The 14769-nt window shown below is 52.9% G+C and carries 10 protein-coding genes; 6 read left to right on the forward strand and 4 right to left on the reverse strand.

The features are described 5' to 3' along the window. Positions 1 to 37: 37 nt before the first annotated feature. A complete protein-coding gene (locus AC27K1_RS07825; protein WP_487149614.1) occupies positions 38 to 2335 on the reverse strand; it encodes a ricin-type beta-trefoil lectin domain protein in 2298 nt (765 codons plus the stop codon). Between the two features lie 220 nt (positions 2336 to 2555). Continuing rightward, complete coding sequence (waaA, locus tag AC27K1_RS07830) at positions 2556 to 3836, reverse strand: lipid IV(A) 3-deoxy-D-manno-octulosonic acid transferase (RefSeq protein WP_487149615.1); 1281 nt, start codon at positions 3834 to 3836, stop codon at positions 2556 to 2558. Positions 3837 to 3973: 137 nt separating this feature from the next. Between waaA and AC27K1_RS07835 the strand changes: the two genes are divergently transcribed. The 4 genes from AC27K1_RS07835 (at position 3974) to AC27K1_RS07850 (ending at position 8583) form a co-directional block, all read left to right on the forward strand. Continuing rightward, entirely contained in the window at positions 3974 to 5524 is a 1551-nt protein-coding gene (locus AC27K1_RS07835) for a protein kinase domain-containing protein (RefSeq protein WP_487149616.1), read from the forward strand. 200 nt (positions 5525 to 5724) lie between these two features. Further along, complete coding sequence (locus tag AC27K1_RS07840) at positions 5725 to 6930, forward strand: FAD-dependent oxidoreductase (RefSeq protein WP_487149618.1); 1206 nt, start codon at positions 5725 to 5727, stop codon at positions 6928 to 6930. After that, positions 6923 to 7726 (forward strand): aldo/keto reductase, encoded by an 804-nt coding sequence (locus tag AC27K1_RS07845; RefSeq protein WP_487149620.1) that lies wholly within the window; start codon positions 6923 to 6925, stop codon positions 7724 to 7726. The genes AC27K1_RS07840 and AC27K1_RS07845 overlap by 8 nt, the downstream gene beginning before the upstream one ends. Beyond that, positions 7723 to 8583, forward strand: a complete 861-nt coding sequence (locus AC27K1_RS07850) for an NUDIX hydrolase (RefSeq protein WP_487149622.1) — start codon at positions 7723 to 7725, stop codon at positions 8581 to 8583. Before AC27K1_RS07845 ends, AC27K1_RS07850 begins: the two co-directional genes overlap by 4 nt. A 57-nt stretch (positions 8584 to 8640) precedes the next feature. Here AC27K1_RS07850 and hldE read toward each other — a convergent pair whose 3' ends face one another. Then, the gene (hldE, locus tag AC27K1_RS07855; RefSeq protein ID WP_487149623.1) at positions 8641 to 10083 is read right to left on the reverse strand and encodes a bifunctional D-glycero-beta-D-manno-heptose-7-phosphate kinase/D-glycero-beta-D-manno-heptose 1-phosphate adenylyltransferase HldE; all 1443 of its coding nucleotides are present in this window, start codon (positions 10081 to 10083) and stop codon (positions 8641 to 8643) included. A gap of 51 nt (positions 10084 to 10134) precedes the next feature. After that, positions 10135 to 11982 (reverse strand): lipid A export permease/ATP-binding protein MsbA, encoded by a 1848-nt coding sequence (msbA, locus tag AC27K1_RS07860; RefSeq protein ID WP_487149625.1) that lies wholly within the window; start codon positions 11980 to 11982, stop codon positions 10135 to 10137. A gap of 215 nt (positions 11983 to 12197) precedes the next feature. Here msbA and AC27K1_RS07865 point away from each other — a divergent pair, with 215 nt between their 5' ends. Both AC27K1_RS07865 and typA read left to right on the forward strand, forming a co-directional pair. Continuing rightward, positions 12198 to 12848, forward strand: a complete 651-nt coding sequence (locus tag AC27K1_RS07865) for a hypothetical protein (protein ID WP_487149626.1) — start codon at positions 12198 to 12200, stop codon at positions 12846 to 12848. Positions 12849 to 12919: 71 nt separating this feature from the next. Beyond that, positions 12920 to 14731 carry a translational GTPase TypA gene (typA, locus tag AC27K1_RS07870; protein ID WP_487149627.1) on the forward strand — a complete coding sequence of 604 codons (1812 nt, stop codon included), beginning with the start codon at positions 12920 to 12922 and terminating at the stop codon, positions 14729 to 14731. Positions 14732 to 14769 lie beyond the last annotated feature (38 nt).

The following is a 14769-nucleotide window of genomic DNA, read 5'->3' on the forward strand; positions in this document are numbered from 1 at the left end:
ACGATTAGTTTTTCTATCACTTTTTCGGGAGTCAAAATTATTTAGTCAAACTGACGGCATTGTCTGGAAATGTTTCATGGATGTACGGTCGCCACTGTGTGTCAGTGTGGTGTAATTGTGTGTTTTTTAATTCTCCTTCAGGCGTGGTTTCCAGATAATCACCCTGTAAATTTTTGAGTTGATTACCGTGAAATTGCCACTTTTGCTCTGGCACATGTGAGCAGTGACGTAATCTAACCGTTTCATCTGCTTCACCCGTCAGGCAGCGGTCAGGGGCATTCTGTGACTGGAGACGGAAATGTTTATCATATATCCACAGCTGATTGCGTCTGTGGTGGCAGCGATGAATACCGACCCTGGCGCCATCATGACGGTTATTTTCAATAACATTCAAACATAAGCCGCTATCGCTGTTGATATTGGCAGCCTCCAGGGAAAATGCCGGTGATGCGTTAAATACCGTAGCTCCCCAATCGATTGTCATTTGCTGGCTGATTGTCTGCAGATGGCCTTTTTGATCCCATAGCGAATAATCCTGAAAGAGTCCGAAGTAGCGAATATGTCCTCCCAGGGCAACAGGCAGTACGCTTGCAGACACTTCAAATGTGGATCGGTTGGTTTTGTTTCCACTGACTTTGAAGGTCGCAGAAAATCCGGGGACGAAATGGGCATAAGCGAGGCCCGAAAACGTGTTGTCATTAAAGAACCAGTCCTGGCAAAAGAGTTCACACCGGTCGTGGGTTCGCCATTCCTTACTGTATTTGGTGAATCCGCGGTGCCAGTGCCACCAGGCCGTGGCATTGGGGCGGTTTCTCAAGAGACTTGCTATCTCGTATTCATGATTACTGTACACAAGGGACTTTGAACTAAAGTAGGCACCCACTGGAATCAAAGAGATGTTTTTGTAGCCTTTATCTATGGATTTCTCTCTCTTGGGATTGCTTGTCTGTGTCTGTAACATCCGATTCTCGTCTGAGGTGTCGGATTCTTCAAAAATATTTAGATTAAGAGCGGGGAGGGCGAGTGGCTCTTCTTGCGTCGTTGCTGGTTGGTTTGTTTCCTGGGCTTCCTCCTCAATGGTTTCTAATGCAAGGCTCGGTTGAGGCGGGCGGTGAAAGTCCTGTTGCGGCTGTTGTTGGTCAGGTGGAGGAGGGGAGTCGTATACAGGGGCGTGCTCCTGTGGAATGCCTGCTTCAGGCAGGTTTTGTAACCCCGCCCCGTCCGCACCGATGCCATCAGCCAAAGGGATATTGGCATCGTCCCCGGGGGGGGCGGGAGGTCCAGGGTTGTTGGCTCCCTGCATACGACCCGGCTCGATGCCAAATCGTGCAGCCATGTTCACTTTTATTGTTGTCTTGGCTTTTATTTTCGAGTGTCTGGGGGTATTGGTCGGAATGGCATGGTATAGCGATACCTCCGGGTCGTGGGTTTTAATCTCCATGGTATAACTATCGGCGACGGGACCAAACCAGGTGGTTCGATGGGTCCATGATTCAAACCAGGTGTGCCGGTGGGTGGGTTGATCAACCAGGTGCCAACCACTGCCGCCGTTGCTTTCCGGATTCACGGTAAAGCGGATGTATTTGTCATCTTGAGCACTGTGTTCCGCTGAAGCCACTGACCGTATAAAGTCCACGACATAATTCAGTGAATAACTGGCGTTCTGGTTACAGGCATCAATCAATCCTCCGGTCCAATAGGTTGATGATGACGCTCGACTTTCCATTTGATTGCCAACAAGGCAGGGCATATTAATCTGCCGTAGCTCGATGTTGATTGTGGTTTCCGGCTGCCAGGCGTCATTTGTTGTGGTTCGCTTCTTTACCGGATGAACGGGATGTCTGCCCCAGTGTTGCTGTATGGCAAGGGTTTCGCTGGCGAGTTTGTGTGATACACGAAAATTGTCTTCTTTTTTGTTTCCTGATTTTGTGGCTGTTAACTGCGTATATTGTGGCTGAGCCCCTCTTGGTTTGTGAATCATAATGACATCACCATGCAAACCAATGCCGCCTAGTAATGCGCTGATTGACTGCCGGGTTTTCGGAGAACTCTCAGTGCCGTCAATCACCAGTGTTTGTCCTGACAACAGTTGCTGTTCAATGGTTGACTGTTGATCCTTTGATAGAGCGTTGTTGGCATTGAGATAAAAAAAGGCAGGGTGTTTACCGGATGTTGATGGCGTGCTGCTCCCAAGGGTTTGAAGGTGTTCACCAAAAACGGTTAAAGGGCCATAAGCATGGAATATGTCTGCATGGCTTAAGGTGGAAACTGTGACGGTTAAGCCCACCTGCACCAATTGGAGCGAGAGAAAGTTAATCAATGATTGAGAACGCATCAATGCACAGTTCTTTTCAGCAAGACAGTTGCGTTGTTGCGATGGAACATAGTCGTAAATGAACCATCTTGCCTATAGATTTCTACGTGAATGTTTTTGTTGGTTATATGGAATGCAGGGGGGGAGGGTTAACTGGAAAGGCGGTCAATGGCCGAATCTGTACTCGCTGACATAGGTACGATGAAGTCATCTCATCGCTACCTATGTACCGTGAGTTAATTTAATGCATCAGGCTGTCCGCCAGTGTCAATTGCTTTTCGAGTGCGCCACGATTCTGTTCGACAACGGCTTTCCCGGCCAGGCCTGTATTCTCGCAAAGCCCATCATCTTCCAGAAGCCTGTTGATGGCATCAGCCAGCTCATCCTGATTGTTGGCGATGAACAGTGCGTCTGCTGATTTCAGGGCTTCAGCGACATCGGTAAAGTTAAACAGATGTGATCCGCTGATCACCGGCAGGCCAACCGCTGCAGGCTCCAGCAGGTTATGCCCCCCAACCGGTACCAGGCTACCACCTACAAAGCTGATGTCCGAGGCGCTGAACAGCAGCATCATTTCTCCCATGGTGTCACCCAGGATGACATCGGTTGTTGCGGTTACGGCTTCATCGGTGCTTCGCCGAGCAACTGACAAGTGCTGGTTGGTGATCAGGGTGTGAACGTCGTTAAACCGTTCTGGATGGCGGGGCACCAGCAGTAATAATGTTTCACCGTGATTCTGTCGAACCTTCTGGAACGCTGAGAGGATCTGCTCTTCTTCCCCTTTATGGGTGCTGGCGGCAACAATAATGCGGGTTGATGCAGGACGTTCGCTCAGCCACTGTTCCCGAAGCGCTTTCGCCTTTTCAGGCAGCGTATTATCGATGCTCAGATCATATTTCAGTGTGCCGGTTACCATGGTCTGGCAACGGGGTTGGCCCAGCTGGATAAAACGTTCGGCGTCATCCGTTGCCTGGGCCGCAATGAAACTTAACTGTTGCAGCATACTGCGCGTCAAAGGTCCAAGCCGGGCGTAGCCCCGTGCGGAACGCTCAGACAACCGGGCGTTGGTCAGCAGTACCGGAATATGTCGTTTATGGCAGGCTGCGATGGTATTGGGCCAGAGCTCGGTTTCCATGATGATGACCAGTTCCGGGGTAATACGATCCAGAAACCGCCTGACGGCGCCGGGCAAATCGTAAGGCGCATAGACATGAAACACACTGTCGCCATGGATGGCCCGGACCTGGTCAGAGCCGGTAGGTGTCATGGTGGTAACGACAATTCGATGCCCTGGATAGCGTATTTTCAGGGCATTCACCAGCGGTGCAGCCGCGATGGTTTCTCCAACCGATACGGAATGCACCCAGATACTTTTCATGGCCGGAACGGGGGCTTTGAAAAAACCGAGCCGCTCATTCCAGCGCTTCGCATAAGCGGGAGCTTTCCATGCCCGATAGAGCAGGCGCAGGAGAATAAAGGGAAAGAGGAAATAATAGATTAATGTGTAAAGTAGTCGTGGCATTCGTCTGTATAACCGTGCACCTAAGGCAGAAGGCTGGATTCTAACATTGTTGTGGGTTTTGGTCTTTGAATGTCAGACTGGCTGGCTGAGTCGTTATTGCTTGATTGCACGATGTTTATTGAAATACAGACGGGATCATGATTCAGGATGTTATTTTGGCTACACCATCAAAGCCGTCAGGCTCAAACAGTCCACAACTGTCCAGCTCTAGTGATAGCAGTGGAGCACCACCAAAAACCGGTTCTGGTGGGTCTCATGGTTGGAGAAGCGCCTCCTCAACAGCGAGCATATCAAGCTTTAATCTGGATTCTGATACTGATGTTGGCAGACAGTTAGATGACGAGTGGGGTAAGAAATCCACAATGCATCGAGGGAGTGTGGCCAGTGTAGGCACAGGTAGCAGTGCTTCTTTGTTCTTTGAAATGTCCGGATCGGAAGGTCAACGTAGTGAATCAGAAGAAGAAACGCCAGAGGGCGCGTCAGGTGGAGCTGGTGCTTTATCTTTGCTTCACATACCTTCTGATGAAGAGCGCATGGACTCTTTATCGTCCATCGGTTCTGCATCAACTGTTACGCCAGAAGTTACGTCAGAAACGAGTTTTACCTTTATGATGGACAAAGTCCGCCGGTGGCGTGAACGTGGCTGGGTAAAAACAGAGTTGTTATCTTCTGCAGAAGGCGGTGATAAAAATTGCTTGCCTGATCCAACTTTGGATCAAGCCGTTGTCGTACGTGTCACGCCGGTGCAGACAGACGAAATGAATCTATATTTCAACACTGAAAAGCTGCCTTCAAAGAATCCGTTTGTTGTTAAAGTTCAATTTGACCCCATCCGTAAACAAAGAAGACAAAAGATCACTGCTAAACAGGAAACAGAGGGAGATAAAATACAGAAGTCTGAGGGTGATAAAACAAAGAAAGCCGAGAAATATAAAGCGCTGAAAAATGAAGCTGATATTCTCCGGGATTTATTAACTCATGAAAATATTGTTCGATTTATTAAGGCTGATAGCGAAAGGATATCAAAATTGTTCTTGGCGAAAGAGGGAAGATATATTGAGGCTAATGAGCAATACTTAATTATGGAAGATGCGGGTGTCGATCTCAGACAATACCTGGCAGGCCGCTCTCCTCAGGATATGTTGATCCGTCTTTTGTACTCGGCTATCCAGCTTATGCATGGTTTAGAGTACTTGGAAGCAAACGAAATTGTACATTGTGATATTAAGCCTGAAAATCTTCTGGTTGGGCAGAAAATAATAGAGAGAAAGTTTCATTGCCTTAAGATTGCTGATTTTGGTTTCGCATATGATGCAGAAGGTGGATTCAGAGGGCAGGTAAATAAAGTTGAGGGCTCACTCCATTTTATGGCGCCAGAGTTAAAGAGAGTTGATGCTAAAGACAAAATACAATCACAAACGTATGCCACTGATATTTATTCTGCGGGCATGACTTTGGCTGTGATATTGCTTGAACACAAGATTATTGCCTCTTCATTATACAGGGTTGAGCCAGGTGAATCGGTTCAATTAGAGATTGAGGAATCATACAAAGATACTTCTCTTGCTCGCGACTTTGTGGCTGAAGATCAGAAGCTCTTAAATAAAGAGCCTGGGTCAAGACCAACAGCTAAAGAGGCGAGGCTGGCTTTCAAAAAGTTGTTTGATAAGTTTAGGGAGCAGGTATAGCGTCTTTTCTGGAATGTGTTGCTTGTCAGATTACTTAGTTGTTGCGTGTATTGTCTTATGAGCCTGCATATTCTGACCATTGAGTTTGTCAATGTTCTGATCGGATTGTTCAATGGGGAGTCATGGGGGTATGCCTGCGATAGACCCAGCCTCCGCTGAAGGCTTATACTCCCCCGAACTAACCTGAATTGATGAGTATCATGTCCCACGTCATCGACACTGATGTAACCATTATCGGTGGCGGAATTGCTGGTTTATGGCTGTTCCGGCGCCTCAACGACATGGGCTACAAGGCCCTGCTTCTCGAAAATGCCACGCTCGGTGGCGGTCAGAGTATCAAGTCCCAGGGGATTATCCACGGCGGTATCAAGTACGCGCTGTCCGGTAACCTGACCCAGGCGTCGGAGTGTATTGCCGGTATGCCCGCCCGCTGGCGCGCCTGTCTGGACGGCGAAGGTGAAATTGACCTGTCCCGTGTGCGTATCCTGTCAGATCACCAGTATATGTGGACACCCGGTGGCCTCGGTTCGAGAATGGCCACGTTCTTTGCCAGCAAAGCGTTGCGTGGCCGGGTGGATCCGGTCAAGCGTGATGAAGTCCCCAGGGTTTTTCAGGATCCCGGCTTCAAGGGCAAGCTCTACAAACTCAATGAAAGTGTGCTGGATATCGAGACGGTGGTGAGCGAATTGATCGCAGGTCTTGAGGATCGCACGCTGAAAGTGGATTGGGATAAGGACAGCGTCATCCGCTTTGGTGAGAATGGCGACATTACCTCCATCGAATGTACCGCCGATGGTGAAACCTATGAAATCAATGCCCGTCGTTTTGTCCTGACGGCCGGCGAAGGTACTGGCGATATCCTCCAGCGCTGGGGGGTAACATCACCCGAAATGCAGTTACGTCCGCTGCACATGGTGATGTTGAAGCACAAGCATCCCTATCCCCTGTACGCCCACTGTATCAGCACCGATATCGTGCCGCGCCTGACCGTTACCAGCCATCCGACCGATGATGACCAGTGGGTCTGGTACATGGGCGGTGAGATTGCGGAATCCGGCGTCAAGCGTGATAGTGACGAGCAGATTGCACGGGCCAAAAAAGAAGTTGAAAAACTGCTGCCCTGGGTCGATTTCTCCGATGCGCAATGGGCGACACTCCGGGTTAACCGGGCGGAACCCAAGCAGAGCAAATTGTTGAGACCGGACGCTGCCTACTGCAAGGCTGTCGGTAATGGTTTGATCACCTGGCCCACCAAGCTGGCGCTGGCGCCGAACCTTAGTGACGAAGTGGTACGTGAACTCCGGGGCGCAGGTATTGAACCTACGGGTAACGAGGCATTCGGTCTGCCTGACGCGTTGCCGCGCCCAGCTGTAACCGGCCCCTTCTGGAGTGATTATTTTGATTGAACACCTGAGAAAGCCGGTGGCCGACACCGGTGTGACGATTTCACCGGTGGGGTTCGGCACGGTGAAACTGGGGCGTGATCAACAGGTCAAGTACCCCGAGGCGTTCAGGATTCCTGATGACAGGGAAGCGAGCAATCTGCTGGCAATAGCCCGCGAACTTGGCATTAACCTGTTGGATACCGCACCGGCCTACGGCTCGAGCGAGGAACGCCTGGGACGGTTGATTGCCGGTGAGCGTCAGTCATGGGTGATCTGCACCAAAGTCGGTGAGGAGTTCGAAAAGGGTGAATCCCGTTTTGATTTTACGCCGGAACATATCCGTTTCAGTGTTGAGCGGAGTCTGAAACGGCTGGGTACTGATTACCTGGATATGGTGCTGGTCCACTCCAGTGGCGAGGATGTGGATATTATTCGTCGTTATGGCTCCCTTGAACTGCTGGCTGAGCTGAAGCGTGAAGGGCTGGTGCTGGCTTCTGGCATGTCAACGAAAACCGTTGAAGGCGGGGTTCTGGCCCTGGAGCAGTCTGACTGCGCCATGGTCACCTGGAACCTCAATGAGCAGGGCGAACGCGCTGTGCTGGATTATGCCCGGGATCATGGTAAAGCGATCCTGGTGAAGAAGGCACTGGCCAGTGGCCACCTCTGCATGGATGGTGAGGATCCGGTGCAGACCTGTATGGATTTTGTCTTTTCCCATCCCGGTGTGTCAGCTGCCGTATTGGGTACGATCAACCCTGACCACCTTCGCCATAATGTTCAGGCCGTCATGCAGGCGGTGGAGAAACAGGCTGCATGAGTGAAGGAATCATACTGCGCAGGGAAGCTGCAACCGCCTTTTCGACCCGTCAGGTCACTTTAGTCCGTACGGCAGAAGGTTTGGATCTGCGACCTTGCGGTGATCCGCTGACATTCAGTCAGATGGCTGCGATTCGTTCTTCAGGTGCTATCCCGCCGAGTTTCCCTGCGAGCAATGAAATTCGCCTGGCAAACCTTGGTGTTTCTGTCCTGTTGAGAATACAGGTTGATGGGAATGACTACCTGGTGCTGGTCGGGCAGGACCGCGGTCATGCAGGACGGGTGCTCAAGCCGGTATCGGGGTATGTGGAAACCACAGAGCTGGAAAACCCGATGAATACAGTACTCCGGGAAATTTCAGAAGAGGTCTTGTTCAAGCAGGGGCCGGGGTATTTTCCGTTCCATTATGAAGGAGTGTCTGTCGGCAACCCTTATGGTTTGCCCATGCTATCATCCGTGATCGAACTTCAGCCTTCTGAGTGGTTGGCAGGAAAGCAAAACGACTGTGTTTTTGTTAATGGTCAGCCAGTCACGTTACCGGTTCACTGTTATGTTCACTGCCCTTCGGCCAGCGTTCAGCTGGTTTATAGCTTGACGGTCGAGATGGATGCATGGCCTGAGCAGGGATTTTTCGTAGAGGATGAACCTGAAGATGGATTCCTGCTCAGCCGGTTACAGTCTGATCATCGACTGATTTTGGCGCAGCTTGTAGATGGCGAGCCATCGGCATACTTTCAACTGATTGATGGGAAACTCATGCCATTTAATGTGTCAGGGTATCGATTATCGGAGTGTTTTGCGTCAAGGGAAAACGTGCACTTTGTAACGTATCAGGATGGTGGTGTGCCGGGTATCTGACCAACAGCAGAGCATAGGGAGGCGGATCAGGGTAATGCTCCAATCCGCCGTGTTTTACTAGGCCGGCTCTTGCTCATTTTCCTTGCGGATTTTCTGCACAATTGCCGTGGTTGAGCAATTTTCCAGAAAATCCAGAACCGCGACTTCGCCGCCGTAAGCGGTGACAATGCCTGCACCAACCACTTCGTTGATACCGTAATCGCCACCCTTTACGAGTACATCTGGCTTTAGCTGTTCCAGCAGGGATTCCGGTGTATCTTCATCGAAGGATACCACCCAGTCGACCGCTTCCAGACCTGCCAGTACCGCCATGCGCCGTTCAACCGGGTTGATCGGACGACCTTCACCTTTCAGGCGGGTAACAGACTCATCGCCATTGATGGCCAGCACCAGCCGGTCACCCAGCTTGCGGGCCTGTTCCAGGTAGCCGACGTGTCCGGCGTGAATAATATCGAAACAACCGTTGGTAAAGACGATTTTTTCGCCATGGGCGCGGGCGTCTTCAATCGCGATCAGTAGCTGTTCGCGTGTCATGGCGCCCCGTTCCGAGCCCTGGATGGCATTCACCGCACGGCGCAGTTCCGGCAGGCTGACGGTAGCGGTACCCAGTTTGGCAACCACGATGCCTGCGGCAATGTTTGCCAGTGCCGCGGCGCGGGGGAGTGGCTCTCCACTGGCCAGTGCAGCCGCAAGGGTAGCGATGACGGTGTCGCCTGCACCGGTGACATCAAACACTTCACGGGCACGGGCCGGCAGGTGCAGTTCTTTTTCGTCGGCACGCAACAGGGTCATGCCGTGTTCGCCGCGCGTGATCAGCAGGGCGTCCAGCATCAGTTCTTCACGCAGCGCCTGGCCTTTGGTTACCAGCTCTTCTTCGCTGGAACAGCTGCCAACAATCGCCTCGAACTCATGCAGGTTCGGGGTGATAACGGTGGCGCCACGGTAGCGGGTGAAATCCTGCCCCTTGGGATCGGCCAGTACGGGAATGTTGCGTTTCCGTGCCAGACGAATCAGTGCCTGGATGTCTTTCAGGGTGCCCTTGCCATAATCGGAAACGATCAGTGCGTCGGCATTATCCAGCAGGATTGCGAGACGGTCGGGAATGGTGTTGACTTCGACGCCAGTGAAGGTTTCCTCAAAGTCCAGCCGGATCAGCTGCTGGTGCTGGCTGATGACCCGTAATTTGGTGATGGTCGGCGCATCTTTAAGACGTACAAAATCGCAGTAGACGCCGGCAGCCTCAAGCCGTGTGGTCAGGGCGTCGGCGGCTTCATCATCGCCGGTAATGCCCAGCAACCAGGCGGGCGCCCCCAGTGAGGTGACGTTGAGCGCGACGTTGCCGGCGCCGCCGGGGCGGTCATCGCTGCCATTGACCCGGACGACGGGAACCGGCGCCTCGGGAGAAATCCGGCGGGTGGGGCCCTGCCAGTATCGGTCCAGCATGACATCGCCGACGACCACGACACGGGCTTTGTCAAAGCGGGGCAAACTTGGTTTCATGGGTATCCAGTGTTTCCTGTCTGTCATTTCCGTCAGTGGTTGCCGCCTGTCTCAGGCTTCAACCAGGGTGACGGGTTCACTGTCCAGTGTCGGTTCCGCCTGATCGCGGAACTGTAAGCGATAGAGTCGGGCGTAGGCGCCGTCTTTGGCCAGCAGCTCGGTATGGTTGCCGCTTTCCACGATCTGCCCCTTATCCATGACCAGGATGACGTCGGCATTCTCGATAGTGGAAAGACGATGGGCGATGACCAGGGTGGTACGGCCCTTCATCACTTCATCCAGGGCGGCCTGGATGTGGCGCTCGGACTCGGTGTCCAGCGCGGATGTGGCTTCATCCAGGATCAGTACCGGCGCGTCTTTCAGAATGGCGCGGGCAATCGCCAGCCGTTGGCGCTGGCCGCCAGAGAGCAGTACGCCGTTTTCACCCACCAGGGTATGCAGCCCTTCCGGCAGGTTGTCCACAAACTCCATGGCGTAGGCGGCCTTGGCTGCCAGGCGAATATCTTCCTCGTCCATATCCTGCAGGTCGCCGTAGGCGATGTTGCGGGCGATGGTGTCGTTAAACAGCGTCACATGCTGGGTCACCAGCGCGATATGGCTGCGCAGGTTACGCAGGGTGTATTCATCCAGTGGACGGCCATCCAGCAGAATCTCGCCTTCGGTATGCCCGTAGAAACGGGGCAGGAGATTGGCCAGGGTCGTCTTGCCGCTGCCGGAGCGACCGACGAGGGCGACGGTCTGCCCGGGCTCTATGGTGACATTAAGATTGGTTAATGCCGGGCGGTCAGCACCAGGGTAGGTGAAACAAAGGTTCCGGAATTCAATGCGGCCTTCAACACGCTCAGTCGTGAAGGTGCCCGTATCCGGTTCAGTGGGTTCGTCTACCTGCTCAAAGATGCTTTGGGCGGCGGCAATACCTTTCTGGATATTGGCGTTCACCTCGCTGAGCTGGCGGATGGGTTTGGGTAATAGGCCCGCGGCGGTAATAAAGGCCACCAGTTCACTGAATGAGGAGTTGATGGCGCCGGAGGTTTTCATGTACAGGATGATGTACATGAGAATGGATAATGCCGACAGCACCAGAAATTGCAGGGTAGGCGTATGGGTCGCGGACACCTTGACCAGCCTCAGGCCCTGGCGGGTATTGCGCAGGCAGGCGCTTCTGAAACGTTGCTGCTCGTAGGTTTCGCCGCCAAACCCGCGCACCACCCGGTAACCGCTGATGGTTTCAGACGCAATATGGGTCACATCACCCATGGAGGTCTGGATTTTTTTGCTGATTTTACGGAATTTCTTCCCGGTCAGGCCCACGACAATGGCAATAATGGGGGCAAGGGCCACAAACACCAGGGTCAGTCGCCAGTTGGTCCAGAACAGGAAGCCCAGCAGGGCGATGACGGTCATCCCCTCGCGGAAGACCACCTTGATGGCGTCGGTCGCCGCGCCGGTGACCATGCTGACGTTATAGGTGATCCGGGAAATCAGGTGGCCGGAATTGTGGTTGTCAAAATACGTATTGGGCAACAGGATCAGGCGGTTGAACAGGGCGATTCGCAGGTCGTTGACCACGCCCAGGGAGACCTTGGCCAGAAAATAACTGCCGAGGAATGAGCCGATGCCGCGGAAAAGCCCGATAAACAATACGCCAACAGGGACAAACCAGACCAGTGCGGTTTTGTCAAAGCTGCCCAGCAGGGGGATTACGACCGGATCGTGATCATTCACGTCCAGCGCCCGGATAAAATAGTCCACCATCTTTGGAAACATGGGCTGGCTGGCGGCAAATATCATGTAGCCGAGTATGCTCAGGGCAAAAACATGCCAGTACGGGCGAACATAACCGAGCAGACGCAGGTAAACCCGGAGGCCTCCCTCATCATTTCGGATTGGGTCTGTCATACATCGTGACCTTTTTTCGGTTGTTGCAGGTCTTGTTACGGCCTGCAAGCGGAAAGACATGGGGGTTTTCACAGTGAGCCCGATACAGGATTCGGGCAGCATAATCGCGCAATATTAACATAATCTTTCCAAGGTGGTGCCAGTCTAATAGAATTGCCGCCCCTTGGGGTCATAGTTATGGCCAGAGACTGATCGATACAGAACCCGGAATTGGCATGCGCAGGCTGACAGAACAGGAGTACACCACCCTCAAGAATGGCGCCCGCGTCATTGAAGCGGATGGCTTTGGCGACAAGGTACTGCTGTTGAGCGACGGCTCTTTCCTTAAACTGTTTCGGCGCAAACGGCTGTTGTCATCGGCACTGGTCTTCCCCTACTCAACGCGATTTACCCTTAATGCCGGGTTGCTTGCCGAAAGGGGGATTCCCTCGGTCACGATTATCGATAATTATCGCATCCCTGCCATCCGGCGAACGGCAGTGCATTATCAGCCGCTTCCCGGAGAAACACTGCGTAAGGTGCTAAAAGATACGACGGGTGATTCGTCCGGATTGATACGGCAGTTAGGGCAGTTCATTGCCCGGCTACATGAAAAAGGCGTTTACTTTCGTTCCCTGCATTTAGGAAATGTGCTCCTGACCCCGGACAGGGGGTTGGGGCTGATTGATATCGCGGATATGAGCTGTGGCCGGTTGTCATTGGGGCAATGGCGCGCTCTGCGCAACTTTCACCACCTGGCGCGTTCCAAGGAAGATATGGAACTGCTGGATTCTACCCTGAGAAAACGGCTGGTGGAGGCTTATTGTGAGGCCTCCGGCCGATCGGATGATTTTCAGGCGGCGCTAGGGAAAGTGCTGCATGTCTGACCGACAGAACAGGTGATTAACCGGTCAGAGATAACAAAACAGACTATTTTTTGAGAGCTTGAGGCATCATTGTGATTGAGAAGCTGAGAAATATCGCGATTATCGCGCACGTTGACCACGGCAAGACAACGCTGGTCGACAAACTGCTGCAGCAGTCCGGCACCCTGGGCCGGAAGGATCAGGATGCCGAGCGCATCATGGATTCCAACGACCAGGAACGGGAACGCGGCATCACCATCCTGGCCAAGAACACCGCGATCAACTGGCAGGATTACCACATCAATATTGTTGACACCCCCGGACACGCTGACTTCGGTGGTGAAGTTGAGCGTGTTCTGTCCATGGTGGATTCCGTCCTGCTGCTGGTGGATGCCGTTGACGGCCCCATGCCGCAGACCCGCTTTGTGACCCAGAAGGCCTTTGAGCAGGGCCTGAGCCCGATTGTTGTTATCAACAAGGTGGATCGTCCCGGCGCGCGTCCTGACTGGGTTATGGATCAGGTATTTGACCTGTTCGACCGCCTGGGCGCTACCGATGAGCAGTTGGACTTCCCGGTGATTTATGCGTCAGCACTGAACGGTATTGCTGGCAATGATCCGGATGAGATGGCGGATGATATGACGCCATTGTTCGAAATGATTGTGGACAAGGTGCCGGCACCGGATGTTAATCGGGATGGACCGTTCCAGATGCAGATCAGTGCGCTGGATTACAATAGCTATGTTGGCATTATCGGTATTGGTCGGGTCAGCCGTGGTGTCGTGGGTACCAATACACCGGTACGCCTGATTGAACGTGACGGAAAGGCGCGTAATGCTCGTATTCTGAAAGTCATGGGGCACTTGGGTCTTGAGCGTGTTGATGTAGAGCAGGCCCGCGCCGGTGATATTATCTGCATCACCGGTATCGATAACCTGAATATTTCCGATACCCTGTGCGACCCGGATCACCCTGAACAGATGAAGCCGCTGACGGTTGACGAGCCGACAGTCAGCATGACTTTCCAGGTGAATGATTCGCCATTTGCCGGTCAGGAAGGCAAGTTCGTCACATCACGAAATATCAAGGACCGCCTTGAGCGTGAACTGCTGCATAACGTGGCGCTGCGTGTGGAGCAGGGCGCTGATGCGGACAAGTTCATTGTGTCAGGCCGGGGTGAGCTGCACCTGTCAGTCCTGATTGAGACCATGCGCCGTGAAGGCTATGAAATGGGGGTGTCCCGTCCTGAAGTTGTGATCAGGAATATTGATGGTGTTTCCCATGAGCCTTTCGAACAGGTTGTGATCGATGTGGAAGATCAGCACCAGGGTTCCGTCATGGAAGAAATGGGACTGCGCAAGGCTGAACTGAAAAACATGGTGCCGGACGGCAAGGGCCGTACCCGCCTGGACTTCATCATGCCAGCCCGCGGCCTGATCGGTTTCCGTTCCCAGTTCATGACCATGACCTCTGGCAGCGGTATCCTGACCCACATCTTTGACCACTATGGTCCGGTCAAGGACGGCAAGGTTGCGCACCGTAAGAATGGTGTGCTGGTTTCCATGGTTAAGGGTAAGGCGCTGGGTTACGCGTTGTGGAATCTGCAGGAACGTGGTCGTCTGTTCATTGGTCCTAACGTTGAGGTCTATGAAGGCCAGATCATTGGCCTGCACAGCCGTGAAAACGATCTGACGGTGAACCCGACCAAGGCCAAGCAGCTGACTAACGTGCGGGCATCCGGTACCGATGAAAACATCATGCTCACGCCGCATATTCGTCATACGCTGGAGCAGGCGCTCGAGTTCATTGATGATGATGAGTTGGTGGAAGTCACACCGGAATCCATCCGTTTGCGTAAGAAGAAGCTGACAGAGGTAGAGCGTCGTCGTTCTTCCAAGAAATAAGGGAATAGTCAGTCTGTCGTTGTTTGATTTACCGCACG

This window comes from Kistimonas ophiarachnellae (assembly GCF_057552235.1).